The organism is Providencia vermicola (genome assembly GCF_020381325.1).
GTDB lineage: Bacteria > Pseudomonadota > Gammaproteobacteria > Enterobacterales > Enterobacteriaceae > Providencia > Providencia vermicola.
In genome coordinates this window covers 89,666-110,049 of sequence record NZ_JAGSPI010000008.1, presented here as the reverse complement: position 1 = coordinate 110,049, position 20,384 = coordinate 89,666, and the positions used below count along the sequence as shown (strand labels likewise).

Annotated in this window: 21 protein-coding genes; 5 read left to right on the top strand and 16 right to left on the bottom strand. The window is 37.3% G+C overall.

The features are described 5' to 3' along the window. Positions 1–2 precede the first annotated feature (2 nt). The 16 genes from KDJ85_RS13105 to KDJ85_RS13030 form a co-directional block, all read right to left on the bottom strand. The gene (locus KDJ85_RS13105; protein ID WP_225820047.1) at positions 3–1,244 is read right to left on the bottom strand and encodes an IpaC/SipC family type III secretion system effector; all 1,242 of its coding nucleotides are present in this window, start codon (positions 1,242–1,244) and stop codon (positions 3–5) included. A gap of 16 nt (positions 1,245–1,260) precedes the next feature. Continuing rightward, on the bottom strand, positions 1,261–3,489 hold the full coding sequence (gene sctE, locus KDJ85_RS13100) for a type III secretion system translocon subunit SseC family protein (protein ID WP_225820046.1): 2,229 nt from the start codon (positions 3,487–3,489) through the stop codon (positions 1,261–1,263). A gap of 23 nt (positions 3,490–3,512) precedes the next feature. Continuing rightward, positions 3,513–3,995: a type III secretion system translocator chaperone SicA gene (gene sicA, locus KDJ85_RS13095; RefSeq protein ID WP_263974621.1), complete on the bottom strand. Its 483-nt coding sequence runs from the start codon at positions 3,993–3,995 to the stop codon at positions 3,513–3,515. 146 nt (positions 3,996–4,141) lie between these two features. Beyond that, entirely contained in the window at positions 4,142–5,215 is a 1,074-nt protein-coding gene (locus KDJ85_RS13090; RefSeq protein WP_225820045.1) for an EscU/YscU/HrcU family type III secretion system export apparatus switch protein, read from the bottom strand. 24 nt (positions 5,216–5,239) lie between these two features. Then, positions 5,240–6,034, bottom strand: coding sequence for a type III secretion system export apparatus subunit SctT (gene sctT, locus KDJ85_RS13085; protein ID WP_225820044.1), 795 nt, complete (start codon positions 6,032–6,034; stop codon positions 5,240–5,242). After that, positions 6,034–6,303 carry a type III secretion system export apparatus subunit SctS gene (gene sctS, locus KDJ85_RS13080; protein WP_219245301.1) on the bottom strand — a complete coding sequence of 90 codons (270 nt, stop codon included), beginning with the start codon at positions 6,301–6,303 and terminating at the stop codon, positions 6,034–6,036. Before sctS ends, sctT begins: the two co-directional genes overlap by 1 nt. Positions 6,304–6,317: 14 nt before the next feature. Continuing rightward, complete coding sequence (locus tag KDJ85_RS13075; RefSeq protein WP_225820043.1) at positions 6,318–6,983, bottom strand: EscR/YscR/HrcR family type III secretion system export apparatus protein; 666 nt, start codon at positions 6,981–6,983, stop codon at positions 6,318–6,320. 1 nt (position 6,984) lies between these two features. Then, positions 6,985–7,914 (bottom strand): FliM/FliN family flagellar motor switch protein, encoded by a 930-nt coding sequence (locus KDJ85_RS13070; RefSeq protein ID WP_225820042.1) that lies wholly within the window; start codon positions 7,912–7,914, stop codon positions 6,985–6,987. Positions 7,915–7,916: 2 nt separating this feature from the next. Then, a complete protein-coding gene (locus KDJ85_RS13065) occupies positions 7,917–9,257 on the bottom strand; it encodes a SpaN/EivJ family type III secretion system needle length determinant (RefSeq protein WP_225820041.1) in 1,341 nt (446 codons plus the stop codon). Continuing rightward, positions 9,229–9,687 carry a hypothetical protein gene (locus KDJ85_RS13060; RefSeq protein ID WP_225820040.1) on the bottom strand — a complete coding sequence of 153 codons (459 nt, stop codon included), beginning with the start codon at positions 9,685–9,687 and terminating at the stop codon, positions 9,229–9,231. The genes KDJ85_RS13065 and KDJ85_RS13060 overlap by 29 nt, the downstream gene beginning before the upstream one ends. Continuing rightward, positions 9,684–10,976, bottom strand: a complete 1,293-nt coding sequence (gene sctN / locus KDJ85_RS13055; RefSeq protein ID WP_225820188.1) for a type III secretion system ATPase SctN — start codon at positions 10,974–10,976, stop codon at positions 9,684–9,686. The genes KDJ85_RS13060 and sctN overlap by 4 nt, the downstream gene beginning before the upstream one ends. 3 nt (positions 10,977–10,979) lie before the next feature. Beyond that, positions 10,980–11,387: an InvB/SpaK family type III secretion system chaperone gene (locus KDJ85_RS13050; protein ID WP_225820039.1), complete on the bottom strand. Its 408-nt coding sequence runs from the start codon at positions 11,385–11,387 to the stop codon at positions 10,980–10,982. 19 nt (positions 11,388–11,406) lie between these two features. After that, the gene (locus KDJ85_RS13045; RefSeq protein ID WP_225820038.1) at positions 11,407–13,473 is read right to left on the bottom strand and encodes an EscV/YscV/HrcV family type III secretion system export apparatus protein; all 2,067 of its coding nucleotides are present in this window, start codon (positions 13,471–13,473) and stop codon (positions 11,407–11,409) included. Between the two features lie 16 nt (positions 13,474–13,489). Then, entirely contained in the window at positions 13,490–14,587 is a 1,098-nt protein-coding gene (gene sctW / locus KDJ85_RS13040) for a type III secretion system gatekeeper subunit SctW (RefSeq protein ID WP_225820037.1), read from the bottom strand. Then, positions 14,578–16,275, bottom strand: coding sequence for a type III secretion system outer membrane ring subunit SctC (gene sctC, locus KDJ85_RS13035; RefSeq protein ID WP_225820036.1), 1,698 nt, complete (start codon positions 16,273–16,275; stop codon positions 14,578–14,580). Before sctC ends, sctW begins: the two co-directional genes overlap by 10 nt. Beyond that, positions 16,265–17,044 (bottom strand): helix-turn-helix domain-containing protein, encoded by a 780-nt coding sequence (locus KDJ85_RS13030; RefSeq protein WP_225820035.1) that lies wholly within the window; start codon positions 17,042–17,044, stop codon positions 16,265–16,267. Before KDJ85_RS13030 ends, sctC begins: the two co-directional genes overlap by 11 nt. A gap of 196 nt (positions 17,045–17,240) precedes the next feature. Here KDJ85_RS13030 and KDJ85_RS13025 point away from each other — a divergent pair, with 196 nt between their 5' ends. From KDJ85_RS13025 to KDJ85_RS13005, 5 genes are read left to right on the top strand one after another with little or no spacing between them, the layout of a single operon-like run. Next, complete coding sequence (locus KDJ85_RS13025; RefSeq protein ID WP_225820034.1) at positions 17,241–18,410, top strand: PrgH/EprH family type III secretion apparatus protein; 1,170 nt, start codon at positions 17,241–17,243, stop codon at positions 18,408–18,410. Between the two features lie 22 nt (positions 18,411–18,432). Further along, positions 18,433–18,765: an EscF/YscF/HrpA family type III secretion system needle major subunit gene (locus tag KDJ85_RS13020; protein ID WP_225820033.1), complete on the top strand. Its 333-nt coding sequence runs from the start codon at positions 18,433–18,435 to the stop codon at positions 18,763–18,765. 54 nt (positions 18,766–18,819) lie between these two features. Then, positions 18,820–19,119: a type III secretion system inner rod subunit SctI gene (gene sctI / locus KDJ85_RS13015; RefSeq protein WP_225820032.1), complete on the top strand. Its 300-nt coding sequence runs from the start codon at positions 18,820–18,822 to the stop codon at positions 19,117–19,119. Positions 19,120–19,121: 2 nt separating this feature from the next. Then, complete coding sequence (gene sctJ / locus KDJ85_RS13010) at positions 19,122–19,871, top strand: type III secretion system inner membrane ring lipoprotein SctJ (protein WP_225820031.1); 750 nt, start codon at positions 19,122–19,124, stop codon at positions 19,869–19,871. Beyond that, positions 19,855–20,346: a hypothetical protein gene (locus KDJ85_RS13005; protein WP_225820030.1), complete on the top strand. Its 492-nt coding sequence runs from the start codon at positions 19,855–19,857 to the stop codon at positions 20,344–20,346. The genes sctJ and KDJ85_RS13005 overlap by 17 nt, the downstream gene beginning before the upstream one ends. Positions 20,347–20,384 lie beyond the last annotated feature (38 nt).

The following is a 20,384-nucleotide window of genomic DNA, read 5'->3' as shown; positions in this document are numbered from 1 at the left end:
CACTATCCCCTTACAACACTTTGAAAAGTCCTTAACTGGCCTTCTCGAATTTCACGCAAATGCTCATTCATCTGTTTCACTAAGTCTCTATCTTTGTCGACCTGCTTATCTTTATCACCAGAAACTGAACGAGCAATATCTGCCACGGACTGCTGCTGCATTTTATTGGCTTCTTCTTCTTTGACATTAATTTGGTTTGCCGAAGTCGCCATTTGACCTGCGTTATCCGCTAAGCGAGCACCTTGTTCCGCGATACTACTTTTTGTTCGCTCACTGTTCATCACTTGGTCATGTTTTTGATATTCGGCTTGACCAAGCTTATTCGTTCGTAGGGCAGATTCCGCTGTCCGTTGACTTGCCGTGGCTTGCTGAGATGCACTTGGGTTATCCACCATATCTATTGCCTGGCCATCCTTACCTTTTAAGCTCAATGAATGACTTTTTGCTAATGGATTGCTACTTTTGTTTAATTCACCTAAACGATCAGCAACGGAATTATTTTGATTGCCTTTCACTAAATTATTTTTAATTGACTGATTCTGAGTGCGCAGTGATTTTAATTGGAACCCAGCCCCCGCCATACTGATGGCCATCGAAGTACAAAAACCCGCTAATGCGCCGATCATCATTTCTTTACCTTCTTTTATGGTCGACTCTGCCGCGGCTTCCACCATCTTGGCATTCAGCATTAAGAAATCTGCACTAATTTTGCGGTCTGAAATATTCAATTCACTTAGTACTTTGCGGATGATCTTAGCCAACTCAAGTAGAATATCGCTACTCACAATACCAACAAACTGGCTAGATTTTGCCTCGTTAACCGACTTAACCTCGTTAGATCCCTCTGTAACCGTAACCTGATTATTGAGTACCTCTTTATAAATAGCACTCACAATCTGTGGTAATTGTTTAATTTCAGCGACATCTAATGGCGTTACATGTTGAAAAACCTTTTCAAAAACCGCTTTATTTTCATCAAAAACCTGTACAGGAATTGGTTGATTGGATAAAGCAAATTGCCCTAATACACTGGATAATTGCTCATCATCAACCTTTTTAGTTGCCAATTTTAAGGCTGGTTTTTCAGTGTTAAACTCAACGTCAACAGACGGAACATTCAGCAAACTGATTTCTTTGCAACTCTCTACAGTTGATGCATTTGGCCCGTCTTGTGTAACAGGTGGCTGCATTAAACCCAAACTATTGATCATGCTAGCTTGTATTTTAGAATTTTTGATATCCATTTGTTTTCCTTTAAAATTATGCAAATCGAGCTGTTTTTAATATATCGACTTTATTATCGCCAGATTGCTTTAGAGACGTCATCATGCCCATGAACATTTCATCAAATTGCTCACTGTTTTTTGACATGGCTTTAATAAGGGTATTAAGCAGTTCAGTTAACGATTGAATGGTTTCATTATTTAGCATCATTCCTGCTAACATCTCTTTCATATCACGAATATGTGCAGCTGAATTCAAACGAAGGCCTCCCGTTGTCGCAGCATTCGTGACTGTCAGCCCAGCCCCTGTTGCTTTCATCCCTACTTCAACACGCGCCATCGTTGCACTCTGACTTTTGACACCTTTAGTGAGCTTTTCTGTCGATGACGCCGTGTCTGATACATCATCTATTTTGTTCGTGACTTGGTTAGCCGACTTAGAAACCCCTTTTACATCATCAAACTTATCCGCTAACTTCGTCAATTTGGTTAACTTCACCACACTATCTGCGCTATCCGCCACGGGATCGCTGACCTTCACCATTTGCCCACCAAGTGAAATAAAGCCTGAGGATTTATCTACCTTGCTCGCAGCCTGATTGACACTTTTCGCGATATTACTCGCGTCATCAAACTTATCCGATAGTTTCGCTAGCGTTGATAATTTCACCATGCTGTCTGCACCGTCAGCTACGGAATCTGTCACTTTTGCCGTGTTAGTCGCAATATTTCCCAACGCATTGGTTAAACTTTTTGGCATGGCTTTAATTGTGTTTTTAAGCAAAGAACCCACATTCTTAAGCAACAACTGAGCCGCATTTTTTACCGTACTCACGAGGTTTTTTATCATCGATCCCATAGAAAGCAGCGAAATTGCCAAGAAAGCGATGGCGGCGACAATCATGCCGACGATACTGCCAATTTGTTTGGCTTTATCTTCATCTACACCAAAACTAATTAACATATCTGTCACTGCTGAAGATATTTCATTGGCAAGCATCTGCATCAAGCTCCCATGCCCTGTTTCTTCCAATACAATGTCGGCTACTGCCATCGCGATACCAATAGCAGCTATTGCAAGGGTTAAGGGAGCTGCGGTTCCGAAAGACGCCACGGTGGCAATGACTGAAACGGCTAAAAGCACATAACTGAAAATTTTGCTGGCACACGATGCCGCTTTGTTGGCATCTGCGGCTTTACGCTCAGACTCAGCAGCCTCTTTGGCTTTTGCATCAGAGTCTTTACGAGAGGCTTCATTGATTTTCATCATTACCGCTTCTTGCTCTTTCATATTGCGGATTGAATCTTCATTCATCGCCTTTTTAAGTTGCGCTGTTAGCATCGTTAAAAGGGCTAACGTGTTTTCCCACTTCTCACCATCAACCTCGACGGGCCTAGGCGCTGTTTCCATAAAAGCATTTAATTTTTGGCTATCATTATCGGCAATTTTCGCTAACTCAGCTTCCTTATCTAAAAGCACCTCAAACCTATCTTGAAGTTGATGAGCATTTTGAGTAAGTGTTTCGATTTCGCTTTTAAAAGCACCCTCTGTACTTTCTAAGATGCTCTGTTCATTGGTTAGCTCAGTCAGCTTATTAGCGAGTACACCTATTTCTCTTTCAAGCGCAACTTCCTCTTGATAAATAGCTTCCGTAATCGGTTTTTCAAGGGTATTAATTTGCGCTAGTCGTTGTTCGCTATCCTGCAATTGTTTTTTAATACTCGTAATTTCTTTTAGATTATTTACTACAGAAAGCTGATGGTTCTGTGATAAATTTTGAGTACCGACTAGCGTATTTTTTGCTAAGTCTAGTTTCCCTTTAACATCAACAAGTTGCATTCCAATATCACGCATTTTTTCTGTTGATTTCGCAAAAGAATCTAGCAATGACTGCCCTTGCTCCCGTAAAGAGGCCGATTCAAGGTTTAAAAGTTGTAAACGATTACTTAACTCACCAAGATTACCTTCGTGCAATAGACGCCGAATTGTTGAAAACGTTTCAATGAATAACGTCTTTGAATTCACGCTACTTTCGGGTTGAGTTCCTTGTGATGCTCTCGCCATCTTTGGCTTACTCAGTTGTGGTGAACCTTCTATTCGAGCGCGCTTTGTTTGCTCTGAAGAAACCAGCTCGCCACATGCTTCTTCTAAAGCAAGTGCTGATTTTGTAATATCTTCACTTAGCGCTAATGGGTTGTTACCTTGCAAAAAAGTGTGAATATTTTTAATTCGCGCGCTATTGCCAATATCTGAAATATCAACCATTTGGAGATCTCTCTGAGTCATTTTTAAACGTTTTGCTTTAAAGCAGTTAAATAAGCCTGTGACTTTTTCTGTAAATCCACATCAGCACTACTTTCTAAAACACTCTCAAAACAATGAATTGCTGCGCTGGCTTTTTTCATCATTAAATTGCATTGGCCAGCATGGAATAAAGGACGATAATCATTCTTAGCTAGCACAAAAGCCAAGGCATATAATTCTGTTGCCTTTTCATAACGCTTAGTTAACTGATATACAGCCGCTAGCCCCATAACATAGTCAGTGTTATAAAAATCATAGATACTTAAAAAACGAAAAAAGGTTTCGGCCTCTTTTAATTTACCCTGCTGATAAAATTCATAAGCATAAGAATAAATGCCATCCATTGTGCTTTGTGGGATCCCATGAATATCTTTGTAAGTCGAACCTTCCATCAAAGCAGTAGTAATATTTCCGAGCAATGCTTCCATATCGACATTTTTCTCCTCTAAATGCTGTGTATTATTCATATATTTACCTTTACGTTAAAATTTAATATATGATGAAAAAATAAACTTATTTCCATAATAATTAATCAAAAAAACCTCCGCTTTAAAAAAACGATTTTATTTATTAATTTATATTTATTATTCGCCTTACTTTATAAATTAGTCATTTATTTATCATTTTCTTTCTCGAGTAGATTATCAATATCTACCCCCATGCGAATAAGCTCAACCCGAATTAGCCACGAAACAATATTCATGATTTCTTCTAATCCAGTTTCATCAATAAACCTATCTTTTTTATAATTTCGCCAAATTTTTCTTGCTAAAGGAATATCTCTAACAACAGGCACTCCCTGTTTTTCGGCATATTTGATGATCGCTTTTGCTTGTAACCCTCTACTTTTAGAAAATAAAAACGGTAGCGGTGCGATATCAGGGTCATAATAAATGAGTAATGCAATATGCGTTGGGTTTGCCATAACGAATGTTGAGTTACGCACATTTGATTTAACTTCTTCAGATAATAACTCTTGATGTATGCTCCGACGTGCACTCTTAATATGAGGGTCGCCTTCATTATCCTTATACTCTTTTTTAACCTCCTGTTTTTCCATCTTTAAATTCTTAATAAATAGGAAAAACTCCGTGATCATATCAATAACGATGATCAAAAGCGCAACCGCTAAAAAGACCACAATGAATGTCGTTGATAGATTGACCCATTGCTGTATCATGCCATCTAGTACCGTGCGATAAAGCATAAAAATTTCGTGGCGCCAGAAATAAAAAAAGACGCCCGCAGAAATAGCAAAAACAATCAAATATAAGAAGGCTTTTACTAATTCCTTTAATGAATTAAGTGAGAATATTTTTTTAAATCCCGCTATAGGATTAAGCTTTGTGAAATCAATTTTTACCGCTTCTGTCGCCAACCTAAATCGGCTCTGTAATAATGAGATCAGCGTTCCTGCTAAAAAACAGGCTAATAAAACGGGTAATAGCACACGAATAAAAATAGTGAAAAACTCCCATAACAAAGTATCAATATGAATATTCGCTGGTGAAATTAATATTTTTTTAGTTAATATTGCTAAATCATTTAAATTTGTTATTCCTTCAAAAACAAAAGCACTGACAACCAGTACAATAGCCGCTACCGAGTCCTTACTTTTATAGCTCTGCCCTTTCTTTGCTGAATCTTTTATTTTTTTGTCGGTTGGTTTTTCTGTTTTCTCTGCCATACCCTTTCCCCCTATTAAAATTTATTACGTTGAGAGGAACACTTTTGATAATGGTGATAATGAAATCATATTGACTAAAATGTCAGGCACTTCATTTTGGAAATAAAGTAAAAATACAATAAATGCGATAGTCGACTTTATTGCTAAAGATAATGAAAATGCATTTAATTGTGGACAAAATCGTGAATATAACCCTAAAGCAACTTCAGTAATAAATAATGTCACAATAATGGGTGCAGCTAAAATAACCCCCTTTACAACCATATTATTCAGCCATTCACCTAGGGGTAAGCTATTAAATGAAGAGAACCCCTGCCCCAAAGGCAATAAGTAATAGCTTTGTGCAAAAATTATTGATAGCTGGTACATACCACCTTGGGCTAAAAAAACCATGCAGACAATATAGCTTAAGAAAACAGCGAGTTCCGATGCTTCCGCCCCGCTAGCGGGGTCGACGATACTACTGATAGTTTCCCCTCGTTGAGTATCAATTAATTCCCCGATAATATTCGCTATCATAAAGGGTAAACCTAATATAAAGGCGAGCACCAAACCAATTGTGATTTCATAAAGAAAAATTTCAGTTAATCCAACTTGTTGCCACTGTACTTCTGCTGCGGAGAAAAAAGGCCATAAGCCTAAAGCTAAGTACACAACGACACAGTTTTTTATAATGCCACTATTAAGCAGCTTATTACTCAAAAAAGGTAAAAAAAACATCACTGGGGCAATTCGTAACCACGCAAGTGCCAACTTAATGAGTCCCTGTTGAAAGAGAAAAAATAAGTATGACGCCAACGAAATCAACTCCTGGCTCATTAAAATAGCCCCACCGCGGGAATTGCAGTTGTAATGACCTCAATAGCGTAATTCATCACTTTGTCGGCTAGCCAGCCAGAGATCATAAATAAAGAACCAAATACCGCTAATAGCTTCACACCAAAAGGTAAAGTCTGTTCTTGAAGCTGCGTGACTGTTTGAATTAGTCCCACTAATAACCCAACAACCGTAGCAACAATGACTGGGATCGCCGATAAAATAACAATCAATAACATTGCTTTATTACTGGCATAGACAATCTCATCCATCTCATTACCTCGCGTCAATGTTGTGCTAATTCAAAATATTGCATCACCAACCCTTTAGAAATCAGAGTCCAACCATCAATCGCCACAAAAAGAATTAATTTTACGGGTACCGATATTGTCACAGGGCTCATCATCATCATGCCCAGTGCCAGTAAAATACTGGAAATGACTAAATCAATAACAACAAAAGGCAAATAAATATAAAAACCAATTTGAAAAGCCGATTTAATTTCACTTAATGCATAAGCAGGTAACAGTGAAAAAAGTGTCGGTGCAGTAGCATCCGCACTAATTTCGTCCTCGCTACGCCCTTGCTGAATAGACTCAAAAAAAGTCACTAACTGAGGGTCTGAATATTTCTGCAAATAGGTTTTATAACGCCCTAATCCGTCATCCACAAAATGATCAATAGATTCTATATTGCTAAAATCCACATTTTCTTGGCGCATATAATTATTGACATCTTGTAAAACTGGCATCATGACAAAAATAGATAATAATAACGCAATAGCATTTAATACCATCGTTGAGGGCACTTGTTGTACCCCCATCGCATTACGTACCATAACCAATACAATGGATATTTTTAAATAACAGGTTCCCGCTGCAATCAAAAAAGGGAGTAAAGTCGAAAATGCAATTAACGCTAATAATGGAATTTCTTGTGGAACGGTTGGCATATTAAACTCTTTTATCACCAAGGCTAATAATGCGAGTAATTTCTAAACCAAGGTCATCACTATCTCCAATATAAATCAACTCACCCTCTGCAATGAATTGTTTATTCGCATAGACTTTAACTTCTCGCTCTTTATTTTCACCAATTGAAAAAACAGTTCCCAATTGTATATTCTGCAATTCATTAACTTTAATATCTGTACTTCCTAATACAAAGCTCAATTTAATATTCATCTCGTTAATATTAAATGGGCGAATAACTTCATCCTGATAATCTGCCGCAGCATGTATGTTATTTTCATCATGTTCAGTCGAAATAAGTTCTTCAATCATAAATACCCCCTCATCTTGTTTTTGAAACCGTGCAAATATTTGCCCTGCGATTGTCATATTCAATGTTAATTGTTGAATACACAGCACATCACCTAACGCTAAAGAGCCTAATAATGATGCGCTGATATAGCTGTATCCTAAAACCCAATCCATGGAGAGTAATAGATTGCCATAGGAATAATGTGCAAGATTTCGAGCTGGTAACCCTTCAAATGGAACCTCTAAAATTACCGTACCAAGCTGATCTTCGAATACGGATAAACCAAACCTTTCAATCTTACTGTTGTTAACAACATCCACGGAATAACAGTAAAACGCAGGGGCAAAAAAAGGTTTATTATCATTTTCAAATTTAAATATCTCGCACATACTTTGATTATCTACTGCGTCCCATGCGTAATGGGCTAAATGAGGCCAACGGTGTTGGCACCAGCCATGCACATCAATAACCAATTGAATTTGCTGGTCATCATTTTTTAAACCTATTTTAAAATAACGTTTTCCGATATTATCTTTATTAAGGATTGCTGTTACTTGGTACTGTTTCTCCCAATCTTTTAATTGGTTTTCACGTTGGCTTATTCGCCTTATTTTCAACATACTTAATCTTCTTCTTGCTGGTGATGTTCCTGCTGCGGGTGATGTTGTCCACGCTCTTTATGTTGTTCTTGGTGAAAGTAAATATCTTGTTCACTATTTAGTAAGTGCTTATTTTCTTTTAGAGTTTCTTGCACTTCTTGGCTCTGGGTCAGAGCAACCAATTCGGTTTTAGTCGCCAATTCAAAAGTCACTGATGGTGTATTTTTCCATTGATGAAAAGTATAAGTTAACGTTCTTGGCTCATTTTCATTGGCAAGCAATGAATGAGAAATCGAATTATATTCAATAGGTTGATTGATATTCTGAGGGTTAGTCGTTGTTCCTTGTAATGGCGCAGCCTGAGTCTGGCGATACACTTCACCAACCACATCAATCCGTGATGAACTATTCTGAACCATATTAGCGTCCTCAATATTTAGCATCTCTTGTAAAACAGGTGCTTTTTTCTCATTTTTCGTCAGCTCTTGTCTAAAATCAGCAAATGTTTGAATCAATGACTGCTGATCATCCAATGCACCTACATCCGAAAAATGTGACGCTTTTTCATTATGTAATACCGTTTCTTTATCGCTACCCAACTCTACATTCACCACCTGATGACCACTCTTTTCCTCATGAGATAATTGAATAAAATGTGTACCATCATTATGTTGTTCATCAACCGCGCCAAAATATAGCGGGGTACTTTTAGGCATAAGTGCTGCTTGTGTCAGGCCAAATAACGGTTTTACTGGTAAGGGGCTATCTCGTAATGGAATAGCAAGCATCCCATTTAGATTAATCAATGGAATTTCATCATCAAACTCACTTTGTGTTAATAAAACGTCATCTACTTCCTCCTCAATGGAAGCCACCTGGCTCTTATTGATATCAGATTCATTATGTTGCAGAAAAATAAACTCATCTTCTTTAGTTAATTGAATTTCATGAGGTTCGTCTTTTATATTAGAAACAAGCGGATTCACATTATTAGCATCAATAATATTTTCTTCCTGACAATTGAATAACTCAAAAAAATCTGATTTTATAATTAAATGATTATTTTCCTCATTCGAAGAAACAACATTTTCTTTCAGTATATTAGTTGGTTGGATATTTACTGGCGTAATACGATTTTCTATTTCGTTAGATTGAAAAAAAATATTTTGTTTTACATCTGATGGTATTTTACTTTTATTAAAACTCATGGCTATTTTTTTAGCCATCATTTGTAAACTGGTATTTTTCTCTTCTTGTTTACCTATTAGAACGTAACCCGATAATTTTTTATCTGAGGGCTCTACAGTTCCCATATAAGAATTGCTTATAACACTTTCACTCTTTGATGAATTTATTACGGACATGAATAAAGAGCTCCTCTATTTCAGTATGCTGTTGTTGCTCTGATTTTAAACATTTAGTGATAGATTGTTGTTTAAGATATTTTTGGAATTTTTCACACTTACCCTGTAATACTCGCGCCTGCGTTGCCATTTGGTTAGCTAAGAGTTGATATTTGCCTATTTGAGTCGACATAGTGTCAATTTCATATTCAAACTGGGCAATATTACTGAGTACCGCCGCTTTCAACCGTTGGCGTTCCCAAAAAGCGATCGGGCTGAGTTCTTGGGATTTTTCATATAAAGCAACCTGCTCAGATAAAATCAGGATTCGTTCTCTCATATCTTGAGAGGCATTTTGTAACGTATTAATTTGTGAGTGTAATCGTACCTGCTCATTACGTGTTTTTTCCAAGCGACGCTCAGCCAACTGTAATAGATTTTTGACACTCATGAAGCCAACTGATTTAAGTCATCCAGCAGTGTTTCCACAGATTGACTCTCCGTCATATGTTGTCTTAAAAAAGCGTCAATACTGGTTTGCTTATCTAATGCTTCATCATTATCTGCATTTTCACCCCGTTGGTATTCACCGAGATCGAGATACAACTGAAGCTGTTCGAGTTTTCCTAGCATCTCACGCACCCGCGCCGCCGATTGTTGATGCGCTTGTTGTGTAACTTTAGAAAATACACGACTAATACTGTTTAAAACATCAATTGCAGGGTAATGGCCGCGGCCTGCCAGTTTTTGGCTAAGATAAATATGACCATCTAAAATAGAGCGGATCTCATCACCAATTGGGTCTGCCTCATCTTCACTTTCTAATAGCACCGTATAAAAAGCGGTGATTGCCCCGTGTTTGAGACGCCCTGGGCGCTCAAGTAACAGTGGTAATTGTTCAAATACTGACGCTGGATAACCCCGTCTTGCAGGCAACTCGCCTGTTGCCAATGCCACATCACGCAAGGCTCTTGCATAACGTGTCATCGAATCCATATAAAGCAGGACATTTTTGCCTTCATCACGATAATATTCCGCAATCGTCGTGGCGAGTAATGCGGCATTACAACGCTCAACAGGGGGACTGTCCGAGGTGGCATAAACTAAAATAGTCTGTCCAGCTTGAGGTGAAGATTTCAGCTCCTCAATAAATTCAATAACTTCACGACCACGTTCACCGATTAACGCCACGACATGAATATCCGCTTCCGCCTGATTAATGATCATATTCATCAGAGAGGTTTTTCCACTTCCTGCAGCAGCAAAAATACCAATACGCTGCCCCAAACCACAGGTTAGCAACCCATCAATTGCTCGAATACCCGTGAACAGGGGTTTATCAATTGGGTGCCGTTGAGTCACTCTAATTGGTGGGCTATCAATACGTTGTAATTTATTATCAATATGATTAATTTCACTTTCATCTTCAGTTAGCCGCCCAACTTCCTCCCCTGTCGCATCAAAAATTTTACCTGCAAGGTGCTGACCAACAGGGAAAACAAAAGGATAACCACTGGGCCTGATAACAACTTCACGGGTTAACCCTTGAATACGGCCAATCAAGCTTAGAACTGTAAGCCCTTCTTTAAAACCCACCACCTGCGCTTTTGCAATAATTTGAGCATTCAAAATCGACTGTTCAATAAAGCAGATTTCGCCAATAAAAACCCCTTGCAATGGCGCTTCAATAAGGCATCCATGAATGCGCACAGGGTGTGCGCATATATCGAAAAATTTCATCATTTAAGCAGATAATAATTGGCGTAATTCAACAACGCGTTCAAAAAACTCTTCAAAGCTATCTGAAAATAATGACATTTCATTCAATGAAGAGGGTTTCAAAACCGCAGATAGAATCAATTCATTCTCAACAAGATTTAAAGCAGGTTGCCCAGGTTGAAAATTACGCGGCGGGTATTCAAGGATGGATTTTAATAACAATGCACTCATTGAGTCTAAAAGACTATAATTGCATGGCAATACATTACACCAAATAATGAGCTCATCCGATGAAAGGTCAACGTTAATCGCAGGTAAATCATTCATCTCTAATTGAATATTTGAATGACAATCCAATTGACTATTAATTAAGTCACTACGCCCCATCACATTTAAATATTCATTTAATACTTCTATAAAACGATATTTCATATTACATTCCTTATCTTATTTAAATAGTTTTAATTACATTCACTTTTATGGTGTCCGAAATTTCATTAAAGGAGAGAACCTCTAACTCAGGGAAACGCCCTTCTAAGATTTTTTTCACAAAACGACGAATATCAACAGGAACCAGTACGTTCACATCTCTGATTGATAAATAATTATTTTCTAACGCAAGCTCTGCTGATTGAATTAAAGCATTACTTGCTTCTGGCTCAAGATGTAAATACACGCCACCAGATGATTGACGAATACCTTGTCGAATGATGTCTTCAAACTCTGAATTGACCATTAAAACATTGAGGCGTCCGTCCACCGCAAACCTTGATGAAATATACCTCGCCATCCCACTACGAATATGCTCAACAAGCATCAGGCTATCTTTTTCTTTGGGTACCCATTGCACTAAAATCTCAATGATCAGTTTCATATTTCGTATTGAGATTTTTTCCATTAATAAACGTTGGAAAACTTCAGTGACTTTCTGCACAGTGGCGTGGCGATAACACTCCTTGAGCAATTCGGGGTATTTACCATCTAGATCATCAAGTAAATTTTTGGTTTCTTGAATACCAAAGAATTCGTTAATATGCCGTAACATAAGTGTACTGACACAATCAATCATTTCTGAAACATCATCGCGAGCATACAAGCCTAATTGCTCAATACTTTCTTTATCTTTGTTATCAAACCAAATATTTTTTGAGCCATACTCATCTGTATACTCGGTTAAATCCACACCGAGATATGCCAACTCATCCGTATTTGATAGTAATCGATGGCCATAAAAGCAAATGTCATATTCTCCCGCCTTGACTTCATTAATTAATATTACTATTTTATTTTCTTCAATTATTGGGGAATAATTTATTGCAATATCTGGGATTCGATAACCATAACGAATAAAAACATCTTTTTTCATTCGAGATAAGAAATTATTTTCCTCTAAATGTTCTTTATAATTTTGATTCACTGAAATAATAATAGGTAGCGTCTCAGGAATATATTCATCAACAAAATCTTGGTTAACACGCTGCGTTTCCCCTTCTGTTGCTTCTGATGTGACACTCTCTATTTCTTGTTGTTTCTGAGTGGTTATTTTCTTGCGTTTTTTATAATAACGCACAGCAAAAAGCCCAATGAGTAGTGCAGACAGAAATAGAAAAATAGTTGTTGGAAACCCTGGTAAAAATCCCATAAAAAGAACAATCAATGCGGTAATTAATATCGTAAAATCATTAGCAAATAATTCAGAAACAATATTCTCACCCAAATTTTTATCATTTCCCCCGACGCGCGTTACAATAAAGCCTGCACTGATAGAAATTAGTAGTGCAGGGATTTGAGCAACTAAACCATCACCTATCGTTAACAGGGAAAAAGTATTCAGCGCTGTCGAAATATCCATGCCTTGCTGTGCGGTACCGACAGAAATGCCGCCAATTAAATTGACAAAGATGATCACAATACCCGCAATCGCATCGCCTTTAATAAATTTCATGGCACCATCAAAAGAACCAAATAGCTGACTTTCTTTTTCGAGATCTCCACGTTTTTCTTTCACAGTCGCTTCATCAATCACCCCTGCTCGCAAATCAGCATCAATACTCATTTGTTTGCCTGGCATCGCATCAAGAGAAAATCGTGCAGCCACTTCGGCAATACGCTCTGAACCTTTCGTAATCACGATGAACTGCACAATGGTGACAATGGCAAATACCACCATCCCCACAACAAGGTTATCTTGGATAACAAACTCACCAAAAGTAGCAATAATATCACCAGCATCCGCCTCTAATAGAATTAAGCGGCTTGTACTAATTGATAAAGCTAATCTAAATAATGTACTAATTAATAAAATGGATGGAAATGACTGAAAATTCAGTACTCGTGTAATATAAAAAGAACTCATGAAAATAAGTACTGAGATCATAATATTCAGGCCAATTAATAAATCGACCAAAACTGTCGGTAATGGAATAATTAACATGGCGATGACCATAACCATAATCACCAATACCATTAATTCAGGTCGCTGTCGGATCTGTAATAAAAAACCTGTTACATTTTTCATAAATATTATGAATTTCCTATCTATTATTTTTCTGTTGTTCTTTAACCACAATATCGCTCATATGTTTTTTTAAAGATTCCAATAATTGCTCTCTCTCTTCCAATGATGGAAAAACCGCTACAGGGATCATTGAAAAAGCCAATAGTAATAACTGCAAAAATTGAGCACGTATTTCGGTATGAGCAATGCGAAGTTCTTTATTAATAAAATAAACTACTTTTTCTTCAAATATTGTTTGCCCGCGGATCCCGCTGGTAAAAACTTGGCTAAGCGATTTTTCCAATATGGGTTTATTGATCTCAATATTATTTTGAAAACATGCTGATAGAAAAAATTGCTGGCTAAATATATGGTCAAGTGACTGTAATTCTCTTAGTCGTCCTACCCGAATAAAAAAATTACCAAATTCACTGACATTGACATCTCCCAATGGCAAGGCCTGCAAATCACATGCCAATGCCCTAGCGAGATAACGCATCATATTTTCACGTTCTTGAAACTCTAGCTCTTCAACCCACTGTTCATATAAATAAACCACAGGGCCATCATAATTAATAAACTCACGATAAACAGCCCTCAGGTTCCCAGCACTTTGTTTTAGTTTTTCAGCAAATGCTTTCGCTAATAGGGCGACATTTGCACCAGCTTGAGCATTGCGCGCATTTTCATCATTCAGAAGAGACTCATTTAATGTCTCGAGGTTGTTAATTTGCTCCTGCTTTAACTTTCTTCGATGAATTAATGTTGCGAGCGCCATTAGTAAATCGCTGGGGTCTGGGAAAAACTGCAACAATAATGCACGTAATTGCTGCGGTGTCATAAGCTGCTTATTTAGCAACCCCTCGATTTTCATCACTTTTTCATCTGCATCATTATCTAAAATGCGTTCAGAGAAACGAGTCCATTCTTCATCAGGCGCCTTTCGGGAGCTTCCTCGACGCACATGGCTTGCAGCTAGCATAGCCATTGATGCATATTCACTACTACTATCAATAACACCTAAGCCACGAGCAACCTCCTCGCTGTCATCACTATTGCTCTTTGATGATGCACGGTTTTTATCCTGAAGATTGGATAAAAACCGGTTGCTGTAATTCATTGGCGTTATTGCCATGATTCACTCATATATTGCTGTAAAAATTGTACCGTGCCATGCAGCTGGCTATCACGTTGAGTAATACGTGTTTTTTCTGAAAATTGTCGACCATCCCACGCTTCATTTTCATCCAATAAACGTGGCTGAATAAGGAATAAGCGAACCATTTTCTGTTGGTTAACTGAGGAACTACTAAATAATCCGCCAATCCAAGGAATATCCCCTAACCCAGGTATTTTGCTTTCATTTTCAATATATTGCTCACGAGTGTAACCACCTATCAGTAAGCTATTGTCCTTCGCAATGCGTGCAACCGTATTAATACTGGTGCGATTAATAGACGGCAACCCCTCAACGCTAGAAGCCTTTCCATCACTCCCATAGCTTTGTGCACCATCTTCAATATTCACTTCCATTTCAACTTGCTGACCCGCTGAAATACGTGGCATGACACTGATCATGGTGCCGTAAGTCACTTGCTCTAGCGTCGCAATACGCTCACCTTGCAATTTGGCGTAAAAACTGGTGTTGTTATCAAATAGCGCTGGAATATTTTCTTGCGTCAGTAAAACAGGGCGCGACACGATATGCCCATTACCTTTTTTGCTAAGTGCATCAATTTGCAACAGAAACTCTTGGCTATTCGATAGTGTGCTACGGTTAAAGGCTATCGCCCCTCGACCCGCTTTAAATGCTCCTACTTCCCAACTCACGCCTAAATTATCTAACTCAGAACGAGTGATATCGATAATCCATAATGAGAGTTCAACTTGGCGACGACGTACATCTAGTGTACGAACAAGCTGTTTTACATAGTTTATTTGCTCTTGGCTGCCCTTAACAATTAAGCTATTACTATCTGGATGAGCCACTAATGAAAGTGCATTTTTCCCCGAAGAGCGGTTAACAATAACCTGCTTTTTTTCCTGCCTTTCTTCCCCTATTGGCGCATCCATCAGTTCATCAATTGAATCCCCAGATACATTAAGTTTTGCAGGCTGGATGTTAACGGTTTCCTCTACCATATTGCCGCTATCTTTAAATAACGAACTAATAACGGTCAGCATGCCAGGCACCGTTGTACTTTGACCGCGGGATGAATATGTCCGGTCGGTGACAGAAGCATGTTTCAATGAAATAACAGCAACTTCACTGCTTGTTGACTCTTCTTGGTTTAATTGTTTCTCAAGGTATAGCGTAGCCGCTTTAATAAGCTCAACATACAGAGGGGGCCCTGAAATAAAGAGCAAGTTATCAGCACCTTGGGAACGTACAGGGAATCGTTCATCATAAATCCCATTACGCTGAATATAACTTAGCACTTGCCCACTACTCACGCGGTGTGTTGGCACAATAACGCTGCGCATTTCGCTATTATCATAAACATAAATGCTGGCGCCATCGTCATACCACACTAACGCAATACGACGTGTTAGAGCCTTAAACATTTCATCGGCATTCGCTAGGTTAAAATTACCCGTGACTTTTTTCTGGGCCGCTAATTTGCTTAAAATAATGGGCTTATTTAATTGTTCAGCCACTGCTTCAAACACCTTACCTACTGCAATATTATTCGCAACGAAGGTGTCATGGCTTTTTTCGTGTGCGACTGGCTCTGCAACAAATATTTCAGATTGGGCCGCGTAAACATTAGAATTCAGTAAAAGGAGTGTCAGTAATATTGCCCCTTTTCTTTTACTGCTCATATAAATTTGCTCCAAGATGTCTTATTTCTGAAGGTGTTAACCCCAGTTCTTTTTTGATATCATTGGTGAAATGTGAGGCTGAGCAGTAACCCGCTTCTAACCCAACATCTAAAATTGAACTTTCACTCTCAATTAACTGTAAAATTGCATTCGCCATACGAACACTCATAATTTTACGTTTTGCTGTTTTATTAAAATTTTCTCGATAAAGTTGTCTAAAATAAGATGCTGATACACCATAACGAGCACAAAGCTGATTAATGTTGGCATTCCTATCACTCTGTGCCGCTTCCAAAATAAAACGCATCATTCCGTAAGCTTCATACTTACGTAATACATTGCACCAGCAGTTAAATAACGGGTGTATTTTAATCACCAAATCGATAACAACATTTCTAATCGAGACACTGGTAAAAAGCTCTTCATCCAATGTGATAAATTCTTGTGTGACTTGTTCGCTTGAGCTGCAATTTTCCTTCTTCGAAAAGAATGATTGCCCCATCGCTGTATCAATAACAGCAAGAATTTCAATCAACTCTGATAATGCTATTGAATAAATATCCCAGTTTAGGTTCTCATTACTCTCTAACGCTTCATCATTGGTAATAAATATAGATTGTTTATCAAACGAAATATTTAAGTTTGAATATGGTGATTTATAAAAAAAAGTCGTCGCGCCATCATTTGGTACTACCAAAACCAATTTATCCTGCAAAGAAAAACAGCAGTTTTTATTTTCCAACGGTGCAGCGATATCTTTCTTTGTCATGATATATAAGCCTCATCTATTGATTTTTTCACACAGCAGCTTGAAATATATGCCCAACGAATACAAAGGAATAAAAAGGAATACTTTCCACTTTAGTCTGTGTTCACATAGTCATAAATAATAAGATTAATTCAGCTGACAGTACTTTTTTTATTCTATCTAATACATTCAACTTATTTTTACAGAGATTATATACGTGGCAGATATCCATAATCAGACTTACGTGATGAAGATCATGAGTGGCAAGATGCATGATCATGAAATAATAATTAATTTAAATGCCAATTTGATTATTATTGGTGAGGAAGACACATATAAGGCTAACTTGACTGATGAAGGTTTCACTGGCTACTCAATACCTAGCCATCAAGAAACTTTCACGTTCTCAATTATTTCCCATGAAGGCCAAATTGCAGTCGATCTTCACACAAAAAACCAGAGTGAAATCATCCCCATAAATCTACAAGAAACTGTTTTAAAAGAGCTATTCCCATTCTCACTTAAAGAAATCGATACACCTTGGGAAACACCATTAATAACTGAAGATAAGCAATGGCAGCCTATTAAAACAGAAAAAAAATATAATAAATTTAATAAATCGCCATACAACTATAAATTTTTTACTGGTCTATCATTATTCGTTTGTATTCTTGTTGGTTATTGCTTTTTTCCAAATAATTCCACGTTACAAAAAGATGCCCAACTACAATCTATTGAAAACATGCTTATCGGTAGCACACAAAAAATTATTGTGACAAAAAACAATAACAACATGCCCCTCATATTAGTTCAATCCCAGCGAGATTATGATTGGAGTATGCAACAACTGCTGAAAACAAAATTTCGCAACAATTTCTCTATAAAAATGAAGAACCAATTAGAAAATGAGATAGAAAACAAAATATCAAATAAAATTCCTGATCTATTAAATATTGATATTACTGACCCCTGCAATCCAGTCATTAATTCATTATCCAGCCTGAATATGGTAGAAGGTAATAATTTTATTGAAAAAACATTCAAAAATTACTTTATCTGCTATACAGGTTATACCTCAAACATTGTTAATTTCGATGAATTACTAAAAAATGCAGAACTAGGATTAACAGAAAGCCACGTCAAATGGCATAAAATCACTAAAAATAATAAAACCATATTTATGATTAAAGATAGCTTAAACGACAATCAAACTATCTCACTAATCAATTTTGTAAATTCATTTTATCAACAATGGGGAGAGCAGCAAATTCAATTCTCTATATCATTGGCCAATAATGAATTTGTAGGCCAATCTTTTATCACAAATGAAGATGGTTATATTTTATTAGGTAATAACCATTGGTTATTTAACGAAAAAACTTTTTAATATTAATCAAGAGGAAAACATTATGCCAGAAATTGGAACGAATACAGCAACAGACTCGAATAATAAAGGAATAGAATCAGGTCAATGGGTAGGTTCAACCTTCGAAGAAAGTGGTGTCAGTGACAGCAAATGGGGAATGATGTACCGTGCTTCGGCTGGCCTTAGTGCAAGAACTAAAGTCATTGCGGATCGACTACATGGCAAGCTCAACGATACCAACCTTGAGGTCGATAACCCCCTAGTACTGGGCGAAATCACCGCGCTAAGTGGTAATTATAATATGGCCCGCCAATTACAGAGTAACGTCATGAAATCAATTAAAGACGCCGCTCAAGCGATTATTCGTAACGTTTAATTTTTGAATAAAAGCACCTATTACTATGGTGCTCTTATTTTATAGGATAAATATATGGTTACACCTATCTCCCTTTCTGACATATCATCTAGTATTACTGATGATACAACCTCGCCAATATCTATTGGTTCCTTTGAGGATAAGGTAAAAAAATTATTTTCGGAATATACCGCTGCGGTTGGTAATGAAAAAGCAAATTTGCTCAGCAAAGCCAATAATCTGGATGTCAGTAATCCCGCTCAATTACTTGAAATACAAAACCAAGTCGGTAACTACAATTTAGCGATGAGTATGATTAGTACACTCACTCATAAAAGTGTTTCCGCTATTGATACTGTGTTAAAAGCGCAATAATCATGAATATTTTAAAGAAACTATTATTAATTAGCTTTATCAGTTTATTACTTGGTTGTGATAATCAATTATTGTTAAGTAATTTAAGTCAACGGCAAAGTAACGAGGTGCTCGCTGTTCTACAAAAACATGGTATTGAAGCAAGCCGTAAACATGATAATAAAAATGGAGACTCTATTCGAGTTTCCCCTGATAATTTCGTATTAGCCGTTGACTTATTACAACAATATAACTTGCCCTCAAAAGAGCCAATTGAAATTATTCAGGCCTTCCCTAGCGACTCACTTGTGGCTTCGCCACAAGCGGAGCGAACTCGTTTATTATCTTTAATTGAACAGCGTTTAGAACAATCCCTGTTATCTATCCCTGATGTCGTCAATGCACGGGTGCATGTAAGTTACCCATTAAATGGCAATGGCACAGTAAAACCAATACAAAAAGTGTCTAGTTTGGTGACTTATTCAGGGAATGAAGATCCAAAAATGATGATGAATAAAATAAAACTCTTTTTAAATAATAGTTTTATAGAAACGACTTACGATAATGTTTCCGTTGTTGTGATTAATCGTCCGCCACTCCAATACCAATTAAACCCAACATCTGAAAATAGTATTCAACCTGTCTTAATAGGAACTGTTTTTGTCGTGATTATTTTTCTCTTTAGCTTATTCGCTTTTATATTGAAACAGCAAACAAATAAGAAAAGAGCCAGTGAAATAACTGAGAGTAATTTAGATGTTATTACTAAATAAACTTCTTATTGACCAAGAGAATATTTTCTTAGCACCAGGGAGCTACTTTCATCAGGAATTTAGCGCCCCAATTTATCATCAATTACCCGTAAAATTACAACAGCAGCATAACCAATATCTGATTGAAAAGTACGCATTAAAAATGCCAGACAATCATACTCGTGTATTACCCAGCCTGTTTTCAAATAGTTGGGAAGCATTTCCAACAATTGCTATTACACTCGGTAGTTTATGGCAAAAGGAATCATTCCATAAGAATATGATTCAAAAAGAGAATATACCACAGTTTCTATCTGCCTTTGGTGCAGCTCAGCTCTTGGCTTGCCTTGCCCCTTTCGGCAATATTTATGTTTTACGCGCAAAATATATGTTTAGCCAAAATACACAACAACTTATTTCAAATTATTCCAAAGAGATCTTACCTTGGAACCTGATTGAGGAGGCGTTTCATCGTGTCAATAGAAGTAGAAACTAAGTCAACACAAACACAAACACAAACACAAACACAAACAC

Bases quoted from the DNA above. Each gene is read 5' to 3' on its own strand.
- KDJ85_RS13030 (WP_225820035.1), bottom strand. From the start codon at position 17,044: ATGACAAAGAAAGATATCGCTGCACCGTTGGAAAATAAAAACTGCTGT.
- KDJ85_RS13070 (WP_225820042.1), bottom strand. From the start codon at position 7,914: ATGTTGAAAATAAGGCGAATAAGCCAACGTGAAAACCAATTAAAAGAT.
- KDJ85_RS13005 (WP_225820030.1), top strand. From the start codon at position 19,855: ATGTTATTACTAAATAAACTTCTTATTGACCAAGAGAATATTTTCTTA.
- sctC (WP_225820036.1), bottom strand. From the start codon at position 16,275: ATGAGCAGTAAAAGAAAAGGGGCAATATTACTGACACTCCTTTTACTG.
- KDJ85_RS13045 (WP_225820038.1), bottom strand. From the start codon at position 13,473: ATGAAAAATGTAACAGGTTTTTTATTACAGATCCGACAGCGACCTGAA.
- KDJ85_RS13065 (WP_225820041.1), bottom strand. From the start codon at position 9,257: ATGTCCGTAATAAATTCATCAAAGAGTGAAAGTGTTATAAGCAATTCT.
- sctS (WP_219245301.1), bottom strand. From the start codon at position 6,303: ATGGATGAGATTGTCTATGCCAGTAATAAAGCAATGTTATTGATTGTT.
- sicA (WP_263974621.1), bottom strand. From the start codon at position 3,995: ATGAATAATACACAGCATTTAGAGGAGAAAAATGTCGATATGGAAGCA.
- KDJ85_RS13090 (WP_225820045.1), bottom strand. From the start codon at position 5,215: ATGGCAGAGAAAACAGAAAAACCAACCGACAAAAAAATAAAAGATTCA.
- sctW (WP_225820037.1), bottom strand. From the start codon at position 14,587: ATGGCAATAACGCCAATGAATTACAGCAACCGGTTTTTATCCAATCTT.
- sctN (WP_225820188.1), bottom strand. From the start codon at position 10,976: ATGAAATTTTTCGATATATGCGCACACCCTGTGCGCATTCATGGATGC.
- sctT (WP_225820044.1), bottom strand. From the start codon at position 6,034: ATGAGCCAGGAGTTGATTTCGTTGGCGTCATACTTATTTTTTCTCTTT.
- sctJ (WP_225820031.1), top strand. From the start codon at position 19,122: ATGAATATTTTAAAGAAACTATTATTAATTAGCTTTATCAGTTTATTA.
- KDJ85_RS13020 (WP_225820033.1), top strand. From the start codon at position 18,433: ATGCCAGAAATTGGAACGAATACAGCAACAGACTCGAATAATAAAGGA.
- KDJ85_RS13075 (WP_225820043.1), bottom strand. From the start codon at position 6,983: ATGCCAACCGTTCCACAAGAAATTCCATTATTAGCGTTAATTGCATTT.
- KDJ85_RS13060 (WP_225820040.1), bottom strand. From the start codon at position 9,687: ATGAGTGTCAAAAATCTATTACAGTTGGCTGAGCGTCGCTTGGAAAAA.
- sctE (WP_225820046.1), bottom strand. From the start codon at position 3,489: ATGGTTGATATTTCAGATATTGGCAATAGCGCGCGAATTAAAAATATT.
- KDJ85_RS13050 (WP_225820039.1), bottom strand. From the start codon at position 11,387: ATGAAATATCGTTTTATAGAAGTATTAAATGAATATTTAAATGTGATG.
- KDJ85_RS13105 (WP_225820047.1), bottom strand. From the start codon at position 1,244: ATGGATATCAAAAATTCTAAAATACAAGCTAGCATGATCAATAGTTTG.
- sctI (WP_225820032.1), top strand. From the start codon at position 18,820: ATGGTTACACCTATCTCCCTTTCTGACATATCATCTAGTATTACTGAT.